Below are 26,973 nucleotides of genomic sequence, written 5' to 3'. Positions count from 1 at the left end.
ACTAAAACGTCGATATAGTGTAAATATGCAATCTATAGAACGCCCAATACTTGCAACATGACCCTTAGATTAATTTCTATTGCGGTAGTTATATCTCTTCCAAGGGTGTTTAAGAGGATTGTCCTTCGCTAAAATGCCTCCACAATTGTGGATAATTGCGCAGACGGCGTTACACGCGGTCTGAATAGCGCCCTCCACCCATCCACCGGTGAAGGAACAACTGCAACCCGCCAAGTAAACTCCAGTATCATTAGTCGTGTCCAGCGCTTGAAAGAAAAGTTCTTCAGAATAAAAATCTTCGCCGCGTCGGTTAAGTTTGAAAGCTCCGCCGGCATTCTCGTCTGTAAGCCAATCATGTTGAACAACATTTTGGTCGTAATCAGCGCAGGCGGGAACTAGATGCTGGGCAAACACCGGGAAAGATTTTGAAATTGCGTCACGCAGCAGACATAATCTCTCTTTTTTGTCGGGGACCGCCAATAGCTTGTGGGAGTCGTCCTCCCATGTATAACTGATGAGCACCAGACCTTTACCGTTCGGATCCTGCGGCTCATAGTCCAGGCAATAGACTGCTTTTGCGAACCCGTCCATGAGGACACAGGACGGGAGCATATGGTCAAACCAAAATTTTCGTTCAGTCAGCAGGAAGAGTTTTGAAGAGCCTGTCATGTGGCTGTTATCAACCGCTTGGTTCACTGGTGCACGAAAAATGGTGGTATCGCATGTCAGACAATGCCTGAGTTGGATATTTGCGAGTCCAGATGTAACCACCACTTTATCATAAAGTTCTGATATCCCGCTCTTAAGCCTTATCTTTATTTTTGTCTTTTCCTTCTCGATCGCCCTGACTTGAACATGGCGTATACGCTGGCTTACAGACACACCGTTAACCACTTGAGAGGCTATTCGACGTGGAAGTTCTGAGATTCCTTCAGAGCACATCCGCTGATTTTCTTCATATCCGTTTATGACCAAGCGAAGGATCTCAGTAAACCCGCTTTCAAAAACTGGACCAAACCCGCCAGATCCTATTCCCATTAGCTTGAATAGGTCCCAATCATGAGGGAAACTCCATGTTTCTCCACCAGGAGGATGCGTGCCCAGAAAGATCCTCTCTATCGCTGAGGAGAACGACTCCCTCCCGAAACGGTTCAGCCAAATTTGCCAGGAGTCATGAGCCCGCCTAATGTCCCCTGATTTCAAGGCCTCAGTGATAGCATCAGGCGACGCCAACACAATATCTCCCTCAAGGAAACCGTCCTTCAAGAACGCATGCCACCCGCTGTAAACGCGATGGAACAACTTCGGTGGCTGCTGCCCGGCTTTCCACATGTATCGGCAACCCTCGTAGACCAAGTCAGTGTCGACTGTGCCGGGATTTGGGAACGGCCTCATCGAAGACAGACCGTATCGCTCGAGGAAGAAAAACAAGCACGATGCAGCAGGAGGAAATCGCATCGCCCCCATTTCGGCCACGACGCCCGGAGCGTCCTTGAAGGCATGTGACCAAAGCTTACCTCCAACCCGATCACCTGCTTCATATATTGTAACATCGTCTACGCCAGCATGAAGCAGTTCGCTTGCCACCACGAGCCCGGAAATGCCAGCCCCAATGACCGCTACTTTTGGCCTGGGAACATCTTCCGGAAAGAAGCCGATCCGCCCACTATCGGAACATTTGTCGAGAAACAATCTGTAGTCATAGAGCAAGTCGATCGTTGGAAAGGACCCTGCCGAGGCTTTCAGCATCAGGTTTCGACCATAAGCTACCATGTCAAATGGTACTGCCTCTTCAATGATTACGGTAAACCCGGTAACGCTTTTCAACGAGCCTTCTTCGTACGGCGCCATTTGCAGGGTTCGGGAGCGGGCAGTCTCAGAGATTGAAATGGCCACGAAATGACTAAGGTCGCTGGGTGCACATCTTTTACCACTCAGCAAATTCATGGTTTGGAGAAGTTGAGCTCTGGAAATATCCATGCAAGATGGTGCAAGGTCGATGGCAACGAGACCACTCACTCTTGTTCGCACCGAAGCTTCTGGTTCGAGTATCCACCTCAGAATTTCCTCGCCAACATAGATGTAAGCGGAGAGGACTGCGACCCTCTGACCGGCTGATATCTCCGGAAAGCGACCGTCGGCCAGCCTTTTGCAAGCTAACCCAGCGTTGCACTCGCCGGAAATTTGACTAATTCTTCTTTCCCTCGAAGCTTCTCGTTCTGAGAAGGCTGCGGCAACGCGGCGGTCCAACTCATCAGCCTTGTCGACCATTATCAGATCCACAATTTTGGTAGAGAAATGATCGCATTGTTTATCAAGAAGAGATGAGGCTGACATTGCTAGGGAAGATTGGTCTTTGTGTAGATAACTAAAGACATCAACCGTTTCTATTTAAGTTGAGAATCGGGGAATACTGTGCATTGACATCCCAATGGAAAGCGACAATTTTGGCGTTTTTCAATAGAATATTCACGCGGGTCCACCTCGCCGCTCAATCAGGTTGAATATTGATTGATACAATACTGTTTCCGTTTGAAAAAGTGCCCTTAATACCTCCAATAATTCGGATCATACGCCGTGATTGGGAAATTCCCTCCAATAATCGCGCAATTTGGGCCCAAGCGCGGTATATTTATTTGATCTGAAATGGGCTTAAAATCCCCAATCCAGAAAGATGGTGCCCATTACCTCGTTAGCACAAACCCTAGTGGTTTGATTCCAACACTTGGTGCCCACGCTTGACGGCTGCGATGATGTCGTCAGGGTCTGCTTTCCAGATGAACGGCTTCGGCTCTTCGTTGTGCTCTTTGATAAAGCGGTTGATGGCTGCCTGAAGATCAACGACCGAATGAAAGACACCGTTCTTCAGCCGTCGACGGGTGAGCTTTGCGAAGAACCCCTCGACGGCGTTCAACCAGGAACATGATGTCGGAACGAAGTGGAAGGTCCAGCGTGGATGCCGTGCCAACCAGGCCCGGACTTTGGGCTGTTTGTGTGTGGCGTAGTTGTCCAGGATGACGTGAACCGCCTTATCCTTCGGCAACTGAGCCTCAATCGTGTTGAGAAAGCGGATAAACTCCTGATGCCGGTGGCGCTGCATGTTGCGGCCGATGACGGAGCCGTCGAGAACATTCAGGGCAGCGAAAAGTGTGGTGGTGCCGTGGCGCTTGTAATCATGGGTCATTGTGCCGGCGCGCCCTTTCTTCATGGGAAGACCCGGCTGCGTCCTATCCAGCGCCTGGATCTGACTTTTCTCATCGACGGAAAGCACAATCGCATGGGCAGGCGGCGAGACGTAGAGACCGACCACATCGTGAAGCTTCTCGGCGAAAGCCTTGTCGTTCGATAGTTTAAAGCTGCGCCACCGATGGGGTGCGAGACCATGCTCATGCCAGATCTTGACGACTGAGGACGCCGCAATCCCCACAGCCTTTGCCATCGCGCGAACCGTCCAGTGAGTGGCTTCCTGCGTGGGCGGCTCCTGCGTCAGAGCAACAACCCGGTCGACAAGGTCAACCTCAAGCGGCGCAGTGCCGGGCGGCCGGCTCTTGTCGCGCAAAAGGCCGTCTACGCCTTCCGTCATGAAGCGCTCCTGCCATCGCCAGACGCAGGTCTTCGACTTAGCCGTCGCCTCCATGATCGCGACCGTTCCCAGCCCCTCGTCGGTCATCAAGATGATCTTCGCCCGCCACACATGCTTTTGCGGCGAGCTGCCTGCCGAAACGATTGCGTTCAGCCGAACCCGGTCGGCAGCGGAAACCTCAAATGTGACACCTGTGCGCATGCAGGACCGTCGCATATTCATGCAGAAATTGGAATCCAAAATCGGACTCTTTTGTCTCGATCAAACCACTAGAACGCCTAAGACGGAAAGACTACTCATGCTTAGAACTAGTAGAAACTCTAATCGCGCGTTGTGAAGCTGCAAAAGCATTGAATGCCCTTCTGGCAACAGACTGGGGTGGCTTGCGGCGGAGGGCCAAAAAAATTGATCGCCATGGAAACGCCGGGGTAGGTCTTCGCGGCATTCCGCTCTGCTTCAAGGCGAACATCGCGACCGGCATATTTCCTACAAGCGCTGCTACGCCAGCGCTGATAAACCACTTGCCAAAGATACCATCCCGCATCGCAGAAAGACTTTTTTCAGCTGGAGCACTGCCGGGTGCCTCGGGAAACATGCATGAGTTATCGTTCGGAATTACGAGCAACAACTATGCCACCGGGGCGGTGCGGAACCCGTGGAATCCAAGTCTGATACCAGGAGGCTCAAGCGGTGGTGTGGCTGCTGCGGTGGCAAGCCGATTGATGTTAGGCGGCATAGGCACCGATACCGGGGCATCTGTTCGCCTACCCGCAGCCCTGTGTGGCGTAGTAGGATTTCGACCGACGCTTGGTCGATATCCAAGAGATCGGATAATACCGGTCAGCCCCACCCGGGACACCGCCGGAATCATAGCGCAGTGCGTAGCCGATGTTGTAATCCTCGACCAGGTTATTTCCGGAAGACCGGCGAGAATTCTACCCATACCGCTGAAGGGGCTTCGGATCGGCCTCCCCACTACCTACTTTTACGATGACCTTGATGCTGATGTGGCCTTCGCGGCTGAAACGACGATTCGCTTGCTGGCCAACAGAGGCGTAACGTTTGTTGAAGCCGATATCCCCCACCTAGAGGATCTGAACAGCGGTGCAAGTTTGCCAATTGCGCTTTATGAATTTCCGCACGCCCTAAAACAGTATCTCGACGATTTTGTGGGAACAGTTTCTTTTTCGTATGCGGCGTCTCCGTCCCATTGATTTCCCTGTTGCAAAGGTCGGGTCTAGCGCTTGGAGATGGTCCTATGAGCACGTCGGGGAGTCCCGGACGAGCTCATTGTGAGGCGCTGATCCGTTGCGCATAGGCCCAGGGCATGAGGGCGTCGATGTCTTTGGCGAGGTGGCCATTTGCGAGACTGATGAAGAGATCGCGCAGGTAGGCGTATGGTTCAACACCGTTCATCTTGCATGTGCCAATCAGGCTGGCGAAACGGGCCCAATTACGGCCGCCTTCATCATGGCCGGCAAAGAGAGCATTGCGGCGGTTCATGGCCGGGCTACGGATCGCGTTTTCGACGAGGTTGGAGTCGATGTCGACGCGGCCGTCGTCCAGGAACAGCCGGAAGCCGTCCTGACGTTTGAGCATATAAGCCATGGCCTTGCCGAGGTCGGACTTGCGCGAGACGCGCGCGGCCTGAGCTGTCAGCCATGTGAAGAACTCGTCCACCAGAGGGCGGGACAGGTTCTGGCGGACAGCCCGGCGATGTTCAGGATCACAACCTCGGATGCTGTCTTCGATCTTGTAGAGAGCGGCGATACGCAACAGCGCCTCGTCAACGATGGGCGAGCCCTTCTTTGGCTTGGCCTTGATCAGCTTTCTGCGGCCGTGTGCCCAGCAGAAGGCCAGACTCAACGGATCGCCGCCCGTGCGTTTTGGCGTGGCGAGGTGGGAGTAGCCGCCATAGGCATCGACCTGGATCGTGCCGTTGAAGCCATCGAGGATTTCTGCGGCATATTCGCCGTTACGTCCGGGCCGATAATGGAACACCACGCCCGGCGGCGCAGATCCGTTCCAGCCGCGGTCGTCGCGCAGAATAGCCCAGAGATAACCGGTTTTCGTCTTGCCGCGCCCCGGATCCAACACCGGGGCCGTAGTCTCGTCGACATACAGTCGCGTGCTTTCCGACATCAGGCGTTTGGCCATATGGTCTACCACCGGCGCGATCGCAGCGCCCGTCCGCCCCATCCAATCCGCCAGGACCGTGCGGTCGATCGGCACTCCGTGTCGGGCCATGACAGCCGCCTGCCGGTTCAGCGGCATATGTTCGGAATGTTTGGACACGGCAATCTGCGCCAATAGGGCTTCGGTCGGCCAGCTACCTTCCAGCAAATGCGCCGGCGCCTTCGCCTGCACCACGCCCGTGCGGCCCTTCGGGCAAGCGTATTTCGGGCGAATTGTCACGATCACCTGATAGCGCGCAGGAATTTGATCGAGCCGTTCCGTCCGGTCTTCGCCGATCCGGACCATGTTGCCGCAACCACAGGGACAGGCAATGCTATCGGGCTCGATCACTTGTTCGACGCGCGGTAGGCTCTGGGGCAGCGCGCGTGCCTTGCGCGCTTTGCGAGGGGCGGCCTTTTCGGGATCGGGTCCGCTGGCCGCGATCTTTTCCTCGACGAAGGCGATCTGCGCCTGCGTTTCGGCAATCGCGGTCTCCAGATCTTCCAGTGCCAGTTCCATCTGCGCCGGATCGAGCTTTTCCGATTTTGGCCCGAACTTCGTGCGGCGATAGTCCTGAACCTGGCTCTCCAGCTTCTCGATCAATTCCTTCAGCGCGGTGATGAAGGCGTCCTTTTCGGCCACCACCGCCTGCTCATGCTGACGGGCCGCGCGCTCAACCGACAGCTCGAACTGCACCGCCGCAAAGGCGTTCAATACCTCGACAGGAAGGTCCGGGAACTGGCTGAGATCGATCGGCTGCGACATATGTCTTCATAGCAAACCGAAGCAGAAAAGCCCAATAAAACAATGCTAAAATCAAGCCGGTGAGTCATCCTGCCGCACTCGGCGCCGTTACCCGCTGCGCCATAACTCGTCGCCAGTCGAGACCTTCGAACAAGGCTTCGTATTGAGCCCGAGAAAGACGCATCGTTCCATCCTGCACCTTCGGCCAGGCAAAATTGCCCTGCTCCAGAACCTTGTAGATCAGCACCATTCCGGTGCCATCCCATACCAGGATTTTTAGGCGATCCCCGCGCTTCGACCGGAAGATCACGGTGACCCCGGAATGCGGATCAAGCTTCAACTCGGTCTGCACCATCAATGCCAGCGCCTGATGACCACAGCGAAAGTCCACCGGCCGCGTCGCGATCAGGATCGGTAATCGTTGGCCCGCGACGATCATACAGTCCCTCGCATCGCCCGCACCAAGGCTGCAACCCGACCAACCGGCACGTCGCCGGGAACCCTCACAACGAGGTCTGCATCTATTTCTATAGTCACGATCCCCGAAGGGGCCGCGACCGGCTCCGGAACTGGCGATACATCGGCAGCCTCCTGCGGCTCCGTCGTAATCGCCAGGGGCACAAAGGCTGGCTCGAGTGAGCCGCTATTGTCGCAAGGCACGGCCGGCATGGATGGCATCAGTTCGGCAGGCAACGCCAGAAGACCCTGACGCGCCTGCCGTCGCCAGTCCGAAAGCTGATGCGCAGCAAGATCATAAGTCAGCGCAACATCAACAACCCGCGCACCGGGCTGAAGGCTTTCCGCTACAATCCGCGCCTTCAGATCATTGGGCCATCGCCGGTTTCCACGACGAGGCTCGACAACTTCGCATCGCCCGACAAATCCCTCACCATCCGCCATGCCAAATCTCCAGCTCTTGCCGAAAACCTTCTGGCACAAACCTCAATGTTCACAAACACGCGGAATCAATGGGATGGAGGCGGCGCATACTCTTTTTCTGACGTTATCAAAGAAATTCGTAGTCCCGATGTAGCGAACATTGTCAATGCACAAATTGATGGACATCAAATTTCCAACGCTGAATATGAACTGGCGCGTCAATCCTTCAGGCCAAGGCTCCAAGCCGCTTATCGCAACTACTTCAGACTCTATCGGTTAGATGCAATCCTCTTCCCAACTGCACCCTTGGCGGCCAAAGCCATAGGTCAGGATTCCTCAGTCATCCACAATGGCTCAATGGTGAACACTTTCAAGATCTACGTGCGAAACGTGGATCCAAGCAGCAACGCAGGCCTACCTGGGTTGAGCCTTCCTGTCGGCCTTACACCTGATCGCTTGCCTGTTGGAATGGAAATTGATGGATTAGCGGGTTCAGACCACCGTCTGTTAGCAATCGGGGCAGCGTTAGAAAAAGCGATAAATTTTCGTTCTTTCCCCGATGTTCTGAATTAGCTGTTTTCCAAATCTGCGCTTCATTTAGAATTATTCTTGAAATTGATAGAATATTCAGTTCGTCTTTGTCGTTCCCAAAATCAAAACATCTGCTTGATATAATAAAAATCGATATATAAAATTTATAGTTAATGCGTCTTCACAGATTAGAACATGAATTATTTTATAATTCAGCAGTCAGGATTCCCAAGTAAAATTAAATCAGAGAACTCCATAGACTGCACCTACAATTTGCTTTGAGTGCCAGAACGGCTCAAAGATTAGATTGCGGCTCAAGACCAAATATTAACCAGATATATCTATAGAGAATAGTTTATTATTCATAAAACACACAACAATACGACATCGGCGATTAAAGTACATATTCAAAATACACTGATTCTCTGCATGCAGGCTACATACTTTTATTATCATTACATAGGATCGATACATTTCGTTACAATCGGACACTTTTGCTTCATTCCCGCTCGCACAGATGTGCGTATTAGACCAAGCGCTTCAACAAGGAGGTGAGAGCCATTGACCACCCCGCCTTGGGTGCCTTTTTCAGGCCGTTATCCTGAAAGAGAGCTTTGCCGACCGCGACTATTTCAACACAGAAAGGGTCAGCCCGGGATGGCGCCAGGAAGGCATCGCCGCCGATCTTCACGTGCGAGAAACTTGTGTTCTGAAGCGAAGTATTCGGAAGGAAAGCAATATAAGCATCCAAATCATTTTTTTCATTGTTTGTAATGTGACAGACCTCGTTCTGCCAACACCTCATAGCTTCTTTTGTTATTCCTTGGGAATAGGGTGGAACGGTGGAGATGACCACGCCTTTGCCGGAAAAGCCCTCATAAAATCGCTCGCATGCATACCTTCGCATTTCTTGAAACGAACAATAAACGTACATTAGAGAATCATTGAGTACAATATTCAGGGACATACCTACCGGTGCTGGCAAGCAAGCAACACTGCGAAAGCGCTTGACCACTTCGTCTATAGCTGGATCAATCGGTACATTGGTATCAATGATAGAATCTATCCAGGAGCGTTGAGCAGGTATGAGATCCTGTTGTGCAAACCTAAGATAAGCTCTCCTTGTAGCAAGTAGGACGATTTCAAGTTCACGCCGGTCTTGTATATGCGAGCAGTCGATAACGTTGAATATCGGCCGACTGTGATCCATATCGAACAAGAGTGTTCTTTTTTGAATGTCAATCAGTCTAGGTTGATTATTATACGTGCTTGAGTACCCTTAATATTGGCTACCCGATAGCATCAATCACGGGATTGCGGTTTGAATCAATTGAGACGCACCGAAGCATTTCGTTTTTTAGCTCATCAAATTTATGTTGTGGACGATTTTTCAAAGTAGGGCCCACATTTCGGTGAAACCGCCGGCAACGGCGCGATGTGAGGCCTGCAGTTTGAGTATTTTGCGCAACTAATCGTATAGTGGGGGACAAACTGACACCGAAAATAAGACACTGACTGATTAGGCGGGCAGTGATTCCAGCTAGGTTAATGAGCCCCACTACATTATTAGTTAAAACTGTCAGCCTTTATCCATCATTTAAATATATATCTTGCCGGTATTTTTATACGTCGCACCGAGTTTTTTGCTTGTCACTTTTAGCTCGAGATCGCAACAATTCAAATTTTGCTCCCGGCAATCCGCTTTAGTTCGCAGATGGCTATGAATGTAAGAATGCTTTGTTGTTTTCTCATCAAGACGCGTCCTGACGTCCCGTTTTTTTGCGCAGGTGCTTTGTCAGCGTAGGCCACACAAGATGGAAGGAACCGCTTGGCCGGCTTGGACGCTTCATTGGGATCTTCCAGAAAACGTCACTCCCCCTGAGGTTCTCGCACGCCATTCTGTCCCAAAGCTTCTAGAGCGGCTCGAGGAGAACCTGCCCTTACAGGTCATTGAGCATAGAGGAATGTTCAATTTAGGGAACCGCATTCAAGAATGCACCGCGAGCTCATTGTTAGCCGCGCTGGGGCAAGGAGGACGTAATCTGAGCGAGTTAGACGTCTGTTTAACTTCAGATAATATCCCTGTGGTTTCTCATGATCTTAATACCTGGCGAGTGTCTGAAAAACTGGGAGATAACTTTTTCAATGAAATTCACTCATCAGACATCAATAATGTGCCTGTTATTATTCGAGAGGTGTCCAATGGGATAATACAGGATAGGTATCGTGAAACCATTGATCATATTCCTTTGTTAGACGAAATATTGGGGAAGGTATTCTCGGCTAATCCAGATGCCACCATTTTCCTAGACGGCAGGAACTACGAGGCTCACGTGATTGTGGCTTGGCTTAGCCACCGACCGGTATACCATCAAAGAGCTGTTGTACTTTTCTACACATTTGAATACCCGGACGGTGGTGCCTTTGTCGACGCAGTTTTAACAGCCCAGCCCGCATCTGATTGGAGAAAATCAATCGCTTTGATGCCCGCTCTTTTTCCTGAAGAACTTTGCCGATTAGCCCGTCTGCGTCAAGTTAGTGAACCCACAGTCGATGATTTGTATTTGGCAGGCAAAGCCTGGATTGATTCCTTGCTGATGCAGGACATGCGGGTTGTGGCGGTACATGTTGTTTTCTCCGAAGTGTCCAGAAATTTGTTGGATCGGGTTGTCGATAAAGATGTCTTGTTGGCTTTCGACTCTGATCAAGCTGCAGTGAGACTCGCGCACTACGTCAAGGAGGATACAATGATCAAAGCTAAACGCCCTCACCTAAAGTTCGCTGCGGTCACCAGATGCTACGACTTCGCGGCCTTACTGAATTCCGGCGAGAGGGCTGAGTTCTCAATCGACATTAACACAGGCAGGGCTCGACCTCATGAGACAGACGAGCGGAAACACATACGTTGGAGAAAAGGAACACCAGGAAATTCTGCAACGATTGCGGACTGGGTAATCTCAGATCGATCTGAAGATGAAATGGCTATCTGGGAATGGCGAAATCAGGGCATCGATCGTGAAGTTTCTCATCTAAGCCCCCATCTGGATGTCGATGTAGGAACGTCGGAATAAAAATATCGAAACCAGAATAATTTGTTTATTAGGTTTAGCAAATCAATGTATTTTTTCGAAATGTATCTGTTTATTTTCCCAATGTAATGAAACTGTGCTTCACATATATTTCCACTTTACACTAAATAGATAGAATTGTTTTAATTATATTCAAATTTTATCATCATATTCATTGGCGATCCGTCTATAATTCTCGAGACTGGATACATTTACAATTCAATATATCCTGCCGCCGCCGCGTCGCTGTGAGCGATGGGGTGGACGCTCCCACTCAACGGCATCTTCGTGCCAGAATGGTTGTGTTGGAAACCATTACAAAGGAGAGCGTCCATGGAAAAGGTTAGCATAATCGGCTTGGATTTGGCCAAAAGCATAATTCAAATCCATGCGGCCAGCGTAGACGGCTCGGTGCTTTTTCGGCGGAAGATTTCGAGCAAGAAGTTGCTTTCCTTCCTATCGGAGGTCGATCCTTGCGTTGTGGCGATGGAAGCATGTGCCGGAAGCCACCATTGGGGCCGCGAGATTGCCAAACTTGGGCATCGAGTGAAGCTGATTGCGCCCATTTACGTCAAGCCGTTCGTCAAGCGCCAGAAGAACGATGCAGCCGATGCGGAAGCTATCTGCGAGGCGGCTATGCGACCAACTATGCGTTTCGTCGCAGTCAAAAGTGAGGAGAAGCAGGCTGCGGCGACGGTATTCAAAGTACGTGACCTTCTCGTGCGGCAAAAGACCCAGATTATCAATGCGCTGCGTGGTCTAATGGCAGAGTTTGGAATTACCGTTCCACAAGGGCCCTCACATGTCGGAGTTCTGATCAATCACGTTGAAGATGATAGCTCAAGCTTGACGGAGGCAGCACGCGCACCCTGTTTGGCACTGGTTTTGACGCTGCGGGCACTCATTGATAAGGTTCGGGAACTTGATCTGGAGATTGGTCGGAGGGCTCGGCATGATGATGTTGCCAAGCGGCTCATGAGCATTCCCGGAATTGGCCCTGTCATCGCAACGGCGCTCGAAGCCTTAGCGCCGCCAGTTGAGACATTTACACGAGGTCGAGATTTCTCCGCGTGGATGGGTTTGACACCGCGGCAGCATTCGTCTGGCGGCAAGCCACGGCTCGGCAAGACCTCGAAGATGGGGCAGCGAGATCTTCGACGACTGTTGATCATAGGGGCATCAGCCGTTGTTCGCTGGGCGTCAAGGCGCGGGGCGGTTGAAGGGTCCTGGTTGTCGCGCATGATCGGCAAAAAGCCACACCAAGCGGGTTTCCCCGACCTGCCTCGTGCACTTTGATCGTAATCGCTACAGCGTTCCGGCATCCTTCGCCAATCGGCCTGTCAGCGTTCGGGTTTACCCAGATCGTATCGCTGTTGCAGCAGAAGGTCTGATCATATGCGAGCACCGTCGCATCATCAGCCGTTCGCATGATGGTCCTGGGCAGACGATTTACGACTGGCGGCACTATCTCGCCGTCGTTCAGCGCAAACCAGGCGCTCTTCGCAATGGTGCGCCGTTTATCGAGCTTCCGGAAGCCTTCAGAATACTGCAGCAGCACCTGCTCAAAAAGCCGGGCGGGGATCGCGAGATGGTCGACATTCTGGCGCTCGTCCTCCAGCACGACGAGCAGGCTGTGCTCTCGGCCGTCGATATGGCCTTGAAGTCCGGGGTTCCGACCAAGACCCATGTTCTGAACCTACTGCATCGCTTGGTCGATGGTAAATCTTCCACGCCACCGACGATAGCTGCGCCCCAAGCTCTCACACTTGCCAACGAACCAAAGGCCAATGTCGAACGCTACGATTCCCTGAGAAAGACAACGGAGGTGCGCCATGCGTCATAATCCAGCCAGCGGCGCAATCGTCATCATGCTGCGACAACTGAAGATGCACGGCATGGCCCAGGCAATCGGTGAACTCACCGAACAGGGGTCACCTGCCTTTGAAGCTGCGATTCCAATCTTGTCACAACTTCTCAAAGCCGAGACAGCAGAACGTGAAGTTCGTTCAACCGCTTATCAGCTCAAGACTGCTCGCTTTCCAGCTTATCGTGACCTGAACGGCTTCGATTTCTCTAGCAGCGAGATCAACGAAGCACTCGTGCGACAGCTCCATCGTTGCGACTTTCTCAATGATGCCAACAACATCGTGCTGGTCGGCGGTCCAGGCACAGGCAAAACCCATATTGCCACCGCTCTCGGCATCCAGGCAATTGAGCATCACCACAAACGCGTCCGGTTCTTCTCGACCGTCGAGTTGGTCAACGCGCTTGAACAGGAGAAGACGCAAGGTCGCTCAGGGCAGATCGCCAATCGACTTGTCCATTCCGACCTGGTGATCCTCGATGAGCTTGGCTACCTGCCGTTCAGTGCGTCAGGTGGCGCGTTGCTCTTCCATCTTCTGAGCAAACTCTACGAGCGCACCAGTGTCGTTATAACCACAAACCTCAGCTTCAGCGAATGGGCCAGCGTCTTCGGCGACGCCAAGATGACGACCGCGCTGCTCGACCGGCTCACTCATCATTGCCACATCCTCGAAACCGGAAACGACAGCTTCCGCTTCAAGAACAGCTCCGCCCACGAACCGAAAAATACAAAGGAGAAAAACAGCGACTTGACCAAATCACCAGACCCGAAACATATCTAAATGGCGGGTCAAATCTCGGTGGAAATGGGGTCAGTTCTCAGTGAAAATCAACACCCTGTCCGTCGAAAGCAGGATGTTGGTGCTGCTGCTCACTACAGCAACCGTATATAAGCTGGATCCGGCTAACTCAAAAGCCGCGTCACGCAAGGGTTCACATCTGGATCAGTCATATCGGAGAAACCAAGATGCCTCCCTAACGGAACCCTGATTGACAAACCTCATATAAACAGTGGAAAGGCCAGCTCCTTGAGGGGGCGACAGGCGTTTTCCGCGATAGACCCGGCAGCGGAATGCAAAAAAACAATTTTGACTCCCCATCTGCGATTAGAAAGACCCATCTGTTCAGTGTAATGGTGGACGCCGAGTTGATGGGCACCGGTGTTGACCCGGTGAACCCGGACGAAATCAACCTGCTCTACTACATGCCGCTCTTCAGCTTGGTCGCATGGAAGAACCGCGTACGGATCATGGTGGCGACCAAGGCCCTTATCGCATCAAGCCTGGCAAGGCGGTCTCAGCCCGCAGCTCCGCTGGCGGAAGGCTCGAGCTGCTTGGTATGTGAATCCGTCTAGAGTGAAAAACCTCGTGACGCCGAGCGTTCTCGACTCCGCGAATTTTCAGGAGTGTTGAGCTCCCGCGGTTCGACCGTCTGCGAAGAAACAGGTAGCGGTATACCAAGCAACTCATTCAGCAACGCTTCCTGTTCCGAGCCTGTCAGGTGGTCGACTCGCGAGGGAGATGCTGGTCTAAATTCTGAAAGGCGCGACAATTCCGGTTCGCCGAATAATGCTTGTGGATCGATGGAGGCGTTAGTCAAGCGATCACGTCCCACATGCCCCTCCGAAGGTTCATGGACCAAGCTCTCCGCCACAGAGCTTTCTGGCAAGGATGTACCAGGGTTATCGTACCCAAGCCCGTCGCCATTATGTGCTGGCAGAGTCGGGACTGGCACACTCTGCAGGAGGTTCAACAGCTCCTGGTGTCCTTGATCTAACGCATGACTGTTCGGCACTAACGGCACCGACTGGCCCTGAGAATCCACCTTTTTTGCCGGTTCTCGCACACCGGATAACACGTGTGACGATGCCTCGAGTTTGCCCTGCCCCTCTATTCCCTCCAACTGAAGAGGAGCCGGAACCTTTGATTCCGGATAAGTTGGCGAGAACTGATGTTCCACAGGCTCCGACAGGCTTGTTCCCGCTTGCACTCCGGTTTGATTGTGGTGCGGGAGAATGTGCAACGCTCGGCTATCGTCCAAAGTCACCACTCTCGCTTGACGATCTGGAGTCGGGAATTTGGAAGCAGCCTCGCGCTCCTGCCAAGCCTGCTTATGACGGACGGACTCTGACGCGCGCAGTGTCTGGGCGTCGTGTTCTTGCTCATTTAGCCCCCGCAGCCTCCGTTGAACTGTCACGCCAAGTATTTTTTTCGAAACTTTAATCACCTGATCGCTCAGGTATTCGGCTTCATTTTTATAAAGCTTGCCGAAAGTATGTTTAGTGCCTTTCAGTTCCCCTGTGGCGTCGTCGTAGATCGCCGATCTCTTATTGAACAGCCGCCGGTGACTTAAGATATCTCGGCCCAGTTCATTACCTTCCTTGTCCAGGAGAGATCTATAAGATTTGCTGAAAGTGCCCCCAAGTTTCCGAATCTTTGTATATGAGGTATTGTGATCTTCCGATTTTGTTGAATTCTTGGAAAAACCAAGTCCTTTGCGAGCGATAAGTTCAAGATTACCTTTGTCGTCCCGCTCAAATGTTTCCCGTTTGGAACCTACTTGTCGGGTTAGTTTGCGATAAAGTCTGTTCTCTCGTCCACTGCGGTAAGGCGCAGTCATCTCTTCGGACGTGGCCTGAAACAGCCGCCGGTTGAGCCTGCCTCGGTTGACATACCGTGTACGGATCAGGGTGTCGTTTTCGTCCCGCTCCCATTTTTCCTCAAAACGTCCGTCTCTATGTTTTACATGCTTTGTACGAAGAGTGCCGTCCTCACCGTATTGATGCCTGGTAACACTTGCCCACGTCTTCCTTTCGTGAAGACTCAAATAAAACGCTCCTGTCTCCAGGTTACGCTTCAAAACTTTCATGTTTTTTCTTAGTAGGCCGTGCTCGCGCGTCAATTCTCTTGCGTTGTCAACTCGCAGCCTTTTATTTCCGAGAAGTTTATAGCTGATTTCACCCCGAAAGCTGGCGCCCAACTTGTCGACGAGCCGAATATCCGCAGCGTATTTTTGCTTCTTCTGCGGAGCTTCGAACCGCCCGCGCCGCTTCATTGCCTTCTCTTCCGTAAGCACCGCGTTGCGCATTTGCTCAACCAGGCGCTGAGTAGCGCGGCGCATGTCGATTGTAGGGGATTTCGCGACCGTTTTCTTTGTGATGTTGACCATGACTAAGCTCTTTCAATCAGATGCTTGTGACGTGACAAGTCTCATTGCCGGCGCGGCAGTAGCAAAGTCACAGGCTGTTTTCAGTTTGGCCCCGCGGCCGACTTTCGTAGCTCCGACGGCTATCAATGATCGGTCGGGAAGTGGGCTCTGGGCGGACAAAATCACGTGAATACTTATCGGCGGGACCGCCAAGCAGTTGGGCAGCGTCCTCTGGCAGCTTCATCATAAGGCGCTTATATTCCGCAGCGCTCGTATAGGTGCCGGTCCGCTGGCTTTTTTCATTGCGATCCGCAATGAGCACATCTTTATCCGTCAGCTGCTGCACTTTGTCCGGAGAGAGGTCTCGAATGTCGCGTAGATCCGCGCCATTCGAAGCAATCACCGCTGCCTGCTCGGTAAACCGTTCAAACTTGACGGTGTTCGCATGGCTTTGTCGGCCCATCGAAAGGGGCAATCCGACTCGGCCCATCAACTGCGTGAAGTGTTCGGGATCGGAATATTCCAGTCTGGGAGGTGTCATATAACGGTTTCCGTCGCGAGCAAGGACTTGAACGCGATCCCATAATTCTCCCTTTTTCAACGCTAGCGCCCAGGGGGAATTGGGTGCGTTGTGCATCAGGAAACCAACACTAACCAAGCGATCGCGAGTCATCCCGCCGCTCCCGTCTGGCTGCCGTCCCATATTGACCGTCGCGAGCGGCAATTGTTTGTTGTGGGCTCGATTCTCTCCTGCAAACTCGGCAAAGCGTACATCCGCGCTGCCTTTTTCCCATGCTTCCAAGTATTTGGAATCATGCATAATACCTGACTTCGACCTAAGCTTGATCTCGGTGTCGTTGCCATATTGGGCCTTTATGGTGCGTTGGAATTCATCGAAGGGTTTATTCGCATAGTTGTCACCTGCGAACCTGTAGACGAAATGGATATCGTTTTGCGGAGTCTTGATCAGAATGTCAGGGAGCAGCGATCCTGCCTGGAATTCGTGTTCATAGCGCTTTTGAACTTCTCTGCGGCCATATTTCTCTGTTTGTATATACCGATCTTCTGGCTTCAATCTGTAGTTTTGATCAAGCTTTATATTTTTATCTGTCTGATAAAAAATATTGGTACCCGTGATACCCATCTCGGCATGAGCGCGATTCCACACTTCCAGCTTGTGTTGAAAACGCGATTTTGTATCGAGTTCCTGCGGAGCGGCAATCCTTTCAAATGCGAGCGGCGGCGGAAAGTAGTTGCCTGCTCCGTCCCTGTAGAGACGGCAGCTCGCATTAAATTCCGCCTTGGTCGGTAGATGTTCGAGGTTACCTTTAGTGACACCGGCGACCGCGTCACCTCCGGTTTGTCGGACAAGAATATACTCATCTGGCCGCCGGTCGTGACCCGGCAATGCCATGTTTGCAAACAAGCTGGATAAATCATTGTGTGTGTCAGCTTGCGTAAGGTGGGAGCTCGTCTCATGCAGACGGGACTCGAGGCTTTCAGTCTGAGCGGAGCTGCTGCCGTGGTCGCCAAACTCGTGGGTTTCTTGGCTACTCACCATCTCGAAATCGTTGGTCGTGTCGGAATTGACTATCTTCTGCCGCTTGGTGGAACCGTCATTGGCAGTTTCGATGCTGTGCACGCCCACTACGACGCTGTTTTCATCACTGCCTTCACTGTTCGGATTCATTATCGAACTCCTTTCAGTCAGCCAGGTCTTCGTTGGGAAGCGGGCACTGATGAACAAAATTCTCCAGCTCGATCATGTCGAGGTCCAACTGTGTGAAACCGCTTGGTTCGTGATTATCGGTCTTTTTCTGTTGGATTTCTCGATGTGTCTCGGGCGACGAGGAATTGCTGCTATTGCTGGGATTGAGTTTGACTATCGCCATTTTTGTTCTCCTGCAGGGCAGAGCCCGGCTCCTGTTGATTGCTGCTCCAGTCAATCACGGTCATTCGTGAACGGTTGCTCTACGTGGCGGTGCCGATTAACTCAGCGACACGGGGCGCGAGTCGTCCGATGGCCAGTCGTGACAGCCTGTTGATCTCTCCGGATTCCTGTGCCAGCAGGTCTTTCCTGCAGCATAATTCAGAGTCCGGATGGAAATCGACAACATGTCGAAACTACCATCCGGGACCAAATTGTTGAACGGGTTTATCGTTTCATCTGTAACCCTCGTTCAGCTTTGCGCGATCTGGTAGTTCTCATGCGAAAAGGGCAAACGGCCAAGCACAGATATCTTCGACGCGATTTTCCGGAGAGGATCGGCACGCGGTGGCCTGCAGATATCGGTTGGTCATTCCTGTACCACCGTCAGCGCTGAAAGAGGCTTCGTCGGCCTCGCTCGCGCGGATCATACTCCCGCCGTTCGTCTGGCAACTCAGCCGTATTATAGTGTTCCGCGCTTTGCGACTGAGCTTTCAAAGGCGCCGCCCCTATCAAACTGGCGGTTCGGTCCAACGCGGAGACGAGTTCCTTTCTCTTTTGCCGTACACTGAGCGAGCTGGTCTCAAGTTTCATCTTGAAATCGTACAGGGCCAGGAACTCTCCATAGACTTCACGTTCACGATCGCGCGTTGGCCATTGTCCGGTCAGTGCAGTCTCGCGCGCGAGTACAGCTTCTGTCTGCCCACGAGGCCCAAGATGAAGCACTGGCGGCTCTTGCTCTTTGCTGGGAGGTGACAGCAGGGGATCACGGCTTACCGTATAATTGTAGCTGGTTGTTGCGACACGAATTGGCATAGTAACGCTGTCGGACGATACGCTTTGCAGGCCATCCTTGGCGAGTTGGTGTGCGTAACCCAGTTGATTCAACTGATATCCGTTTGAAGCCGCTGCACCTTCAGCAGACGCGACAGGGTCTGACAAGGTTGCTCGTTGATCTGAGCGATAACTGGAATCATCTGTCCATCCACGCCCAACTAGCCCGCTTCGCCTCCATCCAGTTCCAACATGCTGCCGATGAAGCTCTTTACATTCAAGATAGGCAGGCATTGGCCTTTCGAGACGACGGCCTTCTTTCGTTCTGCGTAAAACTTCGTGGACCACCTTAAAGCCAAAAATGTGCTCCGACTCGAATTGTCCAGTCTCGGTAGCGAGCCGCGCCCGTTCGTTCCTACGACTTCCGTATGTGCCGATATTATCGCCTCTCGGGCAACTGGATCGGACTGGCGGAACAACTTGTCCGCCTTCGTCGGACGCTGTTCCTTTCGTACCGGGATTCAGCCCTTGGAGAGCCCCGTTTCCAGTCAAGTGGCTTTTGAAGCCGAGCCTCTTTATCTTGCCTCCGCCATTGAGAGCATGGCCACTGGCAATTGTGTTCTCCCGACACGCGTTCAGTCCAGAAAGTTCAACATGAGCTGCGCTCCGCATCTCCGACCGTAGGCACGTCCCGGGCCCTGTCTGACACGTTTCTTTTGAAGTTTTTTCACATCTGTGGGCCGGTCGATTGAGATCAAGCTTACCCAAAGTGCGCTTGGCCTCACTTGGGGAAGTCGATCGCGAAGGCGAGTTGAGCTCCTCGACTTCCTCAAATGGGTCATGTTCATCGCGAATCCAAGCCGAAGGGTCAAGTTCCAACAAACGCGCGTTCACCACCAAATTCTGCCACCGCGGTTGAGCAGGCTGCCTCCACCTTGCGTATGCCCGGAGTTCCGCGTTTCCCAGCGCAATCCCGTCATAAAAGAAAGCTGAGTTGGTTTCTTCTCCAGGCGCCAAACTTGAGATCGAGGAATCCTGTACCGCAGCGAGGCGGGCATCCAGGATTAGATCTTCCCATGAGGGTCGTTCGGGCTTGTCCCAGTTCTCGTACACGTCACGCTCGGGCGCTCCGAGTGTCACTCCATCATACACAAAGGATGCACGAGCGTCCTGCGCACCGTCAATTGGGGAGCCCAACATGCCCTCCAATTCGTCAGGTGGAAGTTCCTTTCCTGCTTCAAGACTTTCGTTCTCACACGAGGTCCGATCAGACTGGTTTAATTCAGCAACGCGTGCGTTCACGACGAGATCTTCCCATCCGGGCTGCGCGGGCTCCAGCCACCTTTCATATGCCAGGCGTTCCCCCTCACCCAGCGGGATCCCTTCGTACTCAAAGACCGAAGCGCCTCCCGATTCATGGAACCAGGCGGACCTGTCAATAGCATCAAGACGCGCGTCTATTATCAGGTCTCTCCACGAAGGTGGTTCCGGTTTGCTCCAGTTGTCATATACTTCGCGCTCGGGTGAGCTGAGCCTCATCCCATCATAGTAAAATGATGCAGGGACACTCTCGTCTTGGTCTATTGAGCCTTTCCGCTTGCGCTTGGGCGCATCGGACCGGAACTCCGTGCTTCTTTCAGGGGGATCGCGCTCATGCGAAACTGAAGCAGACGGGTGTAGTTCTGCAATGCGAGCGTTCACAACGAGCTCTTGCCACCCCGGCTGTCCGGGCTCCGGCCATTCCTCGTAGACACGTCGTTCTCCTTCCCCCAGAGGAACACCCTCATAGACAAAAACCGACGAGGTCGTTTGTCTGCCATCGAAATTCCAAGCGGAACTGTCGATATCATTAAGACGGGCACTCAGCACGAGGTCTTTCCACGTCGGTCGGCCCGTTTCATTCCAGGCCTCGTATGCCGACCGCTCTGCAGCGCCCAGTCTCATTCCATCGTAAAAGAAAGATGCAGATGATTCTTCCCAGCGATCCGTTTGACTGCCAGATGAGGAGCCAGCACAACGGTTCCTGAACTCCTTGGGACGAAGGACAGGGTTAACTCCGGAGTGAACGTCGGGCGAGGATCTAGCCGACGCGGTGAGCCCAATTTTTGAATTTCCCGGCGGGTTCATGGCGATGTTTCATCAATCTGCAAACTTCGTTGGTCATGAATTCACGAACTGGCATCTAACGGCGCTCACAAGGCTCGATCGGAAATGTCGTCACAACGCATTTCAAGTGTCAGGCGCAATTTCACCGCGTCGCTGGAGCGAAATGATCTGCTCGAGGAGCTCGCGTTGCGCCAATAGTGCTGGAGCTATTTCCGGAGGCATCTCGGACACAGGTTCGGCGGCGGCGGAACCGCTGCACTCGCCAATGTCACCAACTTCGTTTGACCCAGGGTAAACCTCCATCCCAATTGCGACACTATCCTCTCCATCAACCATGGTTTTACTCAGGGAAGTATCGGCTTCTCCATAGTCTGTCGGTTCGATCTGCACCGCCTCTAGCATAGTGGTGCCAGTTGCTCGTTGACTGAGATTGTCGCCAAAGAGATTCGTGTCTTCCGGGAGCATCAAAGATGCGGGCTCGGGAAGGGAACCCGCTTGGCTTTCGAAAATCCGCTTCAACATGAAATCGGAATAATATCGCACCTTCCGGAGTTTGAGAGGAGGCTGGCCCTTGATAAGGACTATTTCGTAGTTGTCGTCGAGCAGGCGGACTTGTTCGGGTCGCAAAAGAGGAGCACCCTGATCGGAGATCTGGATGTTATGATCAAACATGCGAGCTTGGCTGTATGACGTTGAGCGAGCCTGGAACGTGTATTCGCCGATAGCTTTAGAAATGTAGGTTGGTGTCTCGTCGTCAGCCGTAGCCATGAATACCTGCACGCCCGTATTGCTGAGGAAATTTTGCTTGCCGGCCTCATCATAAGTTCCGGTCAAGGCCGACAGACTCTGTATAATAAACATGAAGCGGCCCTTATAACCGGCAATCGTGGTGATTGCCGTTTCCACCGCTTCCAGCTTGCCCAAATGCTTGAACTCGTCGAGGAGAAACAGGACCTCATGCCGTTCATCCTTAACAGGCAGCGTTCGCTGAAGGATTGACACAACCTGCTGAAAGAGGAGGCGCATCAACGGCGCTACGACCTCAAGATCATTTGGGCTGACACAAAGATAAATGCAGGTCCTCTTCCGACGTAGGTCGTAAACGGAAAAATCGGATTGACTTGTCGCTGCTTTGACCAGCGGATCGGCCCAAAGATTGAGCCCGCCGTCGCCGAGCACCGATGTATAGGATGTCAGAATTTTGGTGTCATTTCCTGCCATGTTGTCGAATATGCGCTGAGCCTCTTTGTTTTGGGTTTCCTCCGCGAGTTTAGCAAAAAGCTTGTATTTCTCGCCCGGCTGAGCAAATAGGTCGTAAACGGAACCGATTGTGGGTGTGCCGCGCTCAATGCAGCTCAGGATGCCTGCAACGAAAAGATCCCTTGCGCCGTCAATGAAACCTTCTGCTCCCTTGCCCTTGGCTGTGATAAGATTGGCGGCGAGGCGGCGCGTTTCGGTAAAGCGCCGCTCGGGTGGCAACGCGGCGATATCCAGTACAGGATTGTAGCAGTGCGTTCGCCGCTCTGGATCTAACGGTGAGAACTTGAAAACCGCGTCGCCGCTCGATTTACGCGCTCGCGACGTGAGTTCAAAAAGCTCACCCTTCACATCCAAAGCAATCACCGAGCCCTGAAAGGTTAGCAATGTCGGAATAACGACGCCAACGCCCTTACCGGCGCGGGTTGGCGCGACAATAAGGCTGTGAGGTTGGTCTCCATTGGTTAGATAGCTTCCGAACCAGCGCGGCCCACATATCTTTCCGAAGATGGGGCCCTTGATGCAACTGTATCGCTGGAGGTAGCCGGCGTATCGCATTTCGCCAACCCCGGCCCAGCGAGCAGTTCCGTGATGCTCGGGATCGCGCATCGATAGGAATAGTTGGCACAGCAGTATGAACGCGGAGGTGGCAAATATAATCGCCAATCCGTGATAGAAGATGGGGCTTGCGTATCCCAAATAAGGTGGTGCCTCGTACAAGAACGCGAAAACGCTGAACGTCATCATCGCTTCGCCAGTAAAGCCATGGCGGAATGTTGCATAGAGACTTGCCGCGCAAAACCCAGCGACCAGTGAACATACTATGCTTATAGCTAGGCGTATTGGCGTGTACTTGCCTGAATTCATCACGTGACCACGCTTCGATCCCCTATCGGAAAGGGCAACTTGTTGTGCGGATAGCTGAAACTACCGCCCATAGTCTTCACGCATACGGGATTCCCTCGTATCAAGCGGCGCGTCGCGGCTGTGTCCGCTGCGACCCACGGATTGCGCCCCGGTGCGATCGGTAGGTTGCGCGCGATTTGCGCCGGGCATGATGTCGCGGACATTTTTTACGCTTGAAGTTTCAGGGTTATCGGCGTGGTCGAAGACATGAGCGGGATGTATGAACTTGGCAAAAAGGTCTTCGGCGCCATCCGCCGCTCTGGAATTATACGTCGCCGGCGTCATGTAAGCGTTGTCTGGTGATTTGAGCCAAACATTCTCCGTGCCATACGTGTTCGTCACAGTGGCAAGTTTTTCCAGCCTGAGGAGCTTTGGCCAAAACGCAAAGAAGGTTCCACCACGATGCTGAACCATCACCTCCGGATTGTGCACACCTGCCTGTAGCGGGAACTCATAGTCATGATCGCTGACTCGTGGTCCAGCAGGTGTATTATAGTGATATTGCCTATCGGTCTTCAGCCTGCTGAAAGTGTTCTCGGAAAGACCGAGCGCCTTCATTCGTTCGAGATACTTTTGGGGACCGAGATGCAAAAGAAGCTGATTTCGGGGCATATAAGATGTTTGTGCGCCATCCACTTTTTTGACCAGGATCACACTGTTGTCCAAGTCCTCCGCAATGGGCCACTTCCCTTTTCTTTCAAATATTTGTCGGCATGTCTCAAAGAGCACGACATGCTCCCACGGATGGGGCCACGGGGGAACTGGCTCGTTCCCGATCAGCAGGTTATCACCAATATGTTCAGCATCAAAAATCGTATGGGTTGACGGGTGCCGCGGCTGGTAAGCTTGGGACGTGCTGAGGTCTGGCCGAACCTCATCTCCTAACGCGACCTTTTGTTTCCCCTTTTCAAAAGCTATGTTAACACGCGATGCTTCGCTGATATGCGAGGGCTCTACGGTGCTCAAGCCAGGAAGGTCCTTGCGGATCGCTTGTGATGATCCAGGCGCGCGTTCGATGCTCGTTTCCGGGGCAATAGTGGGCGAACCCACTTTCTCGAAAGCCTCATTCAAGCTGACCCCATGGAAATCGCCTGTAACATCCCGCGCGGAGCGAGGTCTCTTGGAATGCGTTTCAGATAGTGCGTCGATTCTAGCCAGTTCCTCGTCGGTCAAATCGGGGAAGTCATCGGATTTTGCTTCTGGTGGGCTAAATTCAAGCCGAGAACCCTCCCGATGGACCGCAGGGCTTGCACGCAGCTCGTCGGCACCCGCAGCAAAATCCACTCGCGAGAGAACATTATCCGGCATGACCGGATGAATATTGGGTGCAACATCCCGTTTCGAAGTGGTGCGAGGTTCAGATAGTGCGTCGATTCTCGCCAGTTCCTCATCGGTCAAATCGGGGAAGTCATCGAACTTTCCTTCTGGTGGGTTCAACTCGAGCCGAGAACCCTCCCGATGGACCGCAGGGATTGCACGCAGCTCGTCGGCACCCACAGCAAAATCCACTCGCGAGAGAACATTATCCGGCATGACCGCATGAATATCGGATGCAGAATTCCCCTTCGAAGTGGTGCGAGTTTCAGATAGTGCGTCGATTCTAGCCAGTTCCTCGTCGGTCAAATCGGGGAAGTCATCGAAGCGCTCTTGCCGCGGCCTCACAGCTTGAACCGAACTTTCATGGATCGATCCTGAAACTGTTTGGCCATCGAGCTCGTTCCGCTCGTCGGAATCGTCAGTGTTAACGTCTTCGAGGATTTGGGTGCTTGCAATGCTGGGGGACCCTGCGTCAGTGCTTGAATCCCCAGCGGCTATGTTAGCAGGAAAACTCTGAGTACTGTGTCCATAAGGCGAAGCACTATCGTCAAACTCATGAAGGTCATCTAACCCCGGCCATGAGGAAAGTTGTGGAGTCGACGGAACGCTGTTAGCCGCCCCCTCATTATCCCTGTCGTCTTCGATCGCGTATGGCGCAGCGTCGAATGTTTCTTCAGGTTGCCCCTCTCCTGCAATGACGGTGTCCAGACTTGAAACCAACGTGGTTGTGTCAACAGGAAGCGTCGAAATTTCATGTTGAGGTTCCGAATAACTCTCTTCAATCTCCTCGAGATCATCCAGCCCCATCACAGACGCGTGCGACCCTTGCGACCTGGGCGCCGTAGTCGCGCCTTCCTCCACAGTCAGAGGTCTTGCAATCATATTGATCTCGTTTTCTGAGGGGGCGCGCTGCTTCGCAACGGATTCACTATCGTCACCAGACTGCTCATCTTCGCGTGATCGCTTTGTTCCTCCTTTGCGAAAACGTGACGATGGAGTCGCTTCGCGGCGGCCTTCGGCGGCGTATTCCTGTTCAGTCTCACGCAAGTATTGCCTTGTCGCACGAAGATACCGTTCGCTCATCGGTAAATCTGCAGGTCCGCCCGCGGGAGCCTCGGTTGATCTCAGTGGGATTCCGGCATGGGTATTCCGGACATGGGCTGCTGGCCCCTGATTTGCGGTTGAAGTACCCGGAAGGTCGGGTAGGCCGCCAGAAATTGGTGATCGTGAGAAACCAGTTGTTGTCATGGGGTCCGTGCCGTCTTGTCGGACAGCGGTCGATCGTGGTGTGAGCGGGACTGGTACAGTTCTGGCTCCTGGGCTATTCGAAGTCACGGGAGCGGAGCTGCTGAAGTCTCGACGGAACTCTTCGTCTGCCATAATTTAGTTCCTTTCCACCTTCGATGTCTCATCCATCCTGGCTGCGCCCATCTCTTGCACGCTTGCGAACGCTCGGTTCGGCGTCATCATCGCGTGGACGCTTAGAATTTGGTTCTCCCTGCCGCGGCCGATCGGCTGGAGGCGGCAACAGGTCTGCTGCGCTGTTGGTCTGTCCAGGGGCCCGCAGAGGAGTTGATTCAACAGGCTCTATCGGCGATGTATCCGGATCGTCCCGGTCCTCCCCTACGCCGGTGTGGGCCCTCCCCGCCTCAAGATTGTTCACCCTAATGCGCTTTGCGCCGCTCTGCTCTTCCTCGTCACGGCGAGACCGTTTTGGATGAAGCCGTTGCCGATCGTCACGTTTGCTTGTTGTGCGCGTGACGGGTTCTATTGCCAGGCGGCGAGGACCAGAACGCCCCTCAAGGTTCCGCCCGGTGTCTCCGGCGACACTGGGAGAGCCGTTCTTCAAATTGTGATCGCGCCCATCGGCTTCAGAGCTGCGCGGTTGAGCATCGTAGCCAGACGCCGACTGCAGACGCCCGTTTCGTGCCGAGCCTTCTGGCATATTTGGGAGTGGCTCACCGTGCGAAGAATCGAAAGATCGTTTCAGTTCCCGGTGAGTTCCTCCCGGCGACCACGATTCGACATCAAAATCCTCGAAACGATCTTGTTCGGCCTGTTCGCGCTCGATACGGCGATATTCTGCATACGTGATTGGCCGCTCGGTAATGCCACGTTCTGCTCGCGAGGTTGCGTCAAGAACAATGCCGTGGCGAAGCGATATCTCTGCCATCCTGACACGCAATGCGTCGTAATTGAGGTGGGGGTGGCGTCGGGATATTTTCAGCCATTCCCGCCCAAAAAGCTCCCGTCGGTTGACCACGACATGCAGATGCGGATGATCGCGATCTGTATGAAAGCTTGTAAGATAGTTGTAGCGGCCGCCACCATTGCCTGACCCAAACATGTCGGCCGCCCATTCGCGGCTTGCTGCATGAGCCGACGTAGGATCCGTACCTGGGGGGAAGCTTACGATAATGTGCGTGGTTAAGTCCTGTTGCCTTTGCTCGTCCGGCAGGCTCTCGTCATAATTTCCGGTCTCCAGAACCCAGCTCCGAGCAAACCTGGTAATTTGATCAGGCGGTAGCGGAATATCGAGGTGCCGGGCTGAGAGCCGGAGCTCCAACTTGCCCTTCCTGGAGAGATATTCCCACTGATTAATAACCTGCTGAATGGTTTTAGTTCCGCCCCTAGGCACAATTCGAATGACAACCTGAGCTGGATCGGCCATCCCGCACCCTCCTAAGCAGGCGCAA

General features: G+C 53.1%; 17 protein-coding genes and 3 pseudogenes. 7 read left to right on the top strand and 13 right to left on the bottom strand.

All coding sequences use genetic code 11. The features are described from left to right. Positions 1 to 69 precede the first annotated feature (69 nt). Together FS819_RS28060 and FS819_RS28055 are read right to left on the bottom strand one after the other, a co-directional pair. The gene (locus FS819_RS28060; RefSeq protein WP_234614349.1) at positions 70 to 2,271 is read right to left on the bottom strand and encodes an FAD-dependent oxidoreductase; all 2,202 of its coding nucleotides are present in this window, start codon (positions 2,269 to 2,271) and stop codon (positions 70 to 72) included. A 433-nt stretch (positions 2,272 to 2,704) separates the two neighbouring features. Then, positions 2,705 to 3,784, bottom strand: a complete 1,080-nt coding sequence (locus FS819_RS28055; protein WP_060718543.1) for an IS630-like element IS870 family transposase — start codon at positions 3,782 to 3,784, stop codon at positions 2,705 to 2,707. A gap of 59 nt (positions 3,785 to 3,843) precedes the next feature. Here FS819_RS28055 and FS819_RS28050 point away from each other — a divergent pair. Continuing rightward, positions 3,844 to 4,773 (top strand): annotated as a pseudogene (locus tag FS819_RS28050) (amidase family protein); the annotation flags it as partial. Positions 4,774 to 4,870: 97 nt separating this feature from the next. On the opposite strand, the gene tnpC reads toward FS819_RS28050, so the two are convergent. The 3 genes from tnpC to tnpA form a co-directional block, all read right to left on the bottom strand. Further along, positions 4,871 to 6,523, bottom strand: coding sequence for an IS66 family transposase (tnpC, locus tag FS819_RS28045; RefSeq protein ID WP_060716441.1), 1,653 nt, complete (start codon positions 6,521 to 6,523; stop codon positions 4,871 to 4,873). Between the two features lie 64 nt (positions 6,524 to 6,587). Then, entirely contained in the window at positions 6,588 to 6,941 is a 354-nt protein-coding gene (gene tnpB / locus FS819_RS28040) for an IS66 family insertion sequence element accessory protein TnpB (protein ID WP_060716442.1), read from the bottom strand. Continuing rightward, on the bottom strand, positions 6,938 to 7,402 hold the full coding sequence (tnpA, locus tag FS819_RS28035) for an IS66-like element accessory protein TnpA (RefSeq protein ID WP_081088899.1): 465 nt from the start codon (positions 7,400 to 7,402) through the stop codon (positions 6,938 to 6,940). The genes tnpB and tnpA overlap by 4 nt, the downstream gene beginning before the upstream one ends. Positions 7,403 to 7,447: 45 nt before the next feature. Between tnpA and FS819_RS28030 the strand changes: the two genes are divergently transcribed. Then, positions 7,448 to 7,954 carry an amidase family protein gene (locus FS819_RS28030; protein WP_060716594.1) on the top strand — a complete coding sequence of 169 codons (507 nt, stop codon included), beginning with the start codon at positions 7,448 to 7,450 and terminating at the stop codon, positions 7,952 to 7,954. Positions 7,955 to 8,438: 484 nt separating this feature from the next. Here FS819_RS28030 and FS819_RS28025 read toward each other — a convergent pair whose 3' ends face one another. Next, positions 8,439 to 9,122, bottom strand: coding sequence for a RolB family protein (locus FS819_RS28025; RefSeq protein ID WP_081088918.1), 684 nt, complete (start codon positions 9,120 to 9,122; stop codon positions 8,439 to 8,441). A gap of 604 nt (positions 9,123 to 9,726) precedes the next feature. On the opposite strand from FS819_RS28025, the gene FS819_RS28020 reads away from it, so the two are divergent. From FS819_RS28020 to FS819_RS28000, 5 genes and pseudogenes are all read left to right on the top strand, one after another. Beyond that, a complete protein-coding gene (locus FS819_RS28020) occupies positions 9,727 to 10,983 on the top strand; it encodes a glycerophosphodiester phosphodiesterase family protein (RefSeq protein WP_156550901.1) in 1,257 nt (418 codons plus the stop codon). 330 nt (positions 10,984 to 11,313) lie between these two features. Continuing rightward, a pseudogene (locus FS819_RS28015) lies at positions 11,314 to 12,237 on the top strand (IS110 family RNA-guided transposase); the annotation flags it as partial. Further along, positions 12,236 to 12,823, top strand: a pseudogene (locus tag FS819_RS28010) (Mu transposase domain-containing protein); the annotation flags it as partial. The pseudogenes FS819_RS28015 and FS819_RS28010, both read left to right, overlap by 2 nt. Next, on the top strand, positions 12,813 to 13,625 hold the full coding sequence (gene istB / locus FS819_RS28005) for an IS21-like element helper ATPase IstB (protein ID WP_060716592.1): 813 nt from the start codon (positions 12,813 to 12,815) through the stop codon (positions 13,623 to 13,625). The pseudogene FS819_RS28010 and the gene istB, both read left to right, overlap by 11 nt. Before the next feature lie 290 nt (positions 13,626 to 13,915). Next, a complete protein-coding gene (locus FS819_RS28000; RefSeq protein ID WP_060716591.1) occupies positions 13,916 to 14,197 on the top strand; it encodes a hypothetical protein in 282 nt (93 codons plus the stop codon). On the opposite strand, the gene FS819_RS27995 is transcribed toward FS819_RS28000, so the two are convergent. From FS819_RS27995 to FS819_RS27965, 7 genes are all read right to left on the bottom strand, one after another. After that, on the bottom strand, positions 14,194 to 16,011 hold the full coding sequence (locus FS819_RS27995; RefSeq protein WP_060716590.1) for a hypothetical protein: 1,818 nt from the start codon (positions 16,009 to 16,011) through the stop codon (positions 14,194 to 14,196). The two genes, FS819_RS28000 and FS819_RS27995, sit on opposite strands and share 4 nt — an antisense overlap. Positions 16,012 to 16,078: 67 nt before the next feature. Beyond that, a complete protein-coding gene (locus FS819_RS27990) occupies positions 16,079 to 17,680 on the bottom strand; it encodes a VirE2 family protein (RefSeq protein WP_060716589.1) in 1,602 nt (533 codons plus the stop codon). 13 nt (positions 17,681 to 17,693) lie between these two features. Further along, positions 17,694 to 17,882, bottom strand: coding sequence for a hypothetical protein (locus FS819_RS27985; protein WP_060716588.1), 189 nt, complete (start codon positions 17,880 to 17,882; stop codon positions 17,694 to 17,696). 422 nt (positions 17,883 to 18,304) lie between these two features. After that, positions 18,305 to 20,818 (bottom strand): virA/G regulated protein, encoded by a 2,514-nt coding sequence (locus FS819_RS27980; protein WP_070149665.1) that lies wholly within the window; start codon positions 20,816 to 20,818, stop codon positions 18,305 to 18,307. Positions 20,819 to 20,920: 102 nt separating this feature from the next. Next, positions 20,921 to 22,921 carry a type IV secretion system ATPase VirD4 gene (gene virD4, locus FS819_RS27975; protein WP_156550900.1) on the bottom strand — a complete coding sequence of 667 codons (2,001 nt, stop codon included), beginning with the start codon at positions 22,919 to 22,921 and terminating at the stop codon, positions 20,921 to 20,923. Between the two features lie 60 nt (positions 22,922 to 22,981). Continuing rightward, positions 22,982 to 25,360: a hypothetical protein gene (locus tag FS819_RS27970; protein ID WP_060716585.1), complete on the bottom strand. Its 2,379-nt coding sequence runs from the start codon at positions 25,358 to 25,360 to the stop codon at positions 22,982 to 22,984. Between the two features lie 325 nt (positions 25,361 to 25,685). Then, the gene (locus FS819_RS27965) at positions 25,686 to 26,948 is read right to left on the bottom strand and encodes a relaxase/mobilization nuclease domain-containing protein (RefSeq protein WP_081088915.1); all 1,263 of its coding nucleotides are present in this window, start codon (positions 26,946 to 26,948) and stop codon (positions 25,686 to 25,688) included. Between the last annotated feature and the right edge of the window lie 25 nt (positions 26,949 to 26,973).

It is taken from the genome of Allorhizobium sp. Av2 (assembly GCF_021462805.2).
GTDB classification, from domain to species: domain Bacteria; phylum Pseudomonadota; class Alphaproteobacteria; order Rhizobiales; family Rhizobiaceae; genus Allorhizobium; species Allorhizobium vitis_G.
This window is presented reverse-complemented; position numbering and strand designations above follow the sequence as displayed.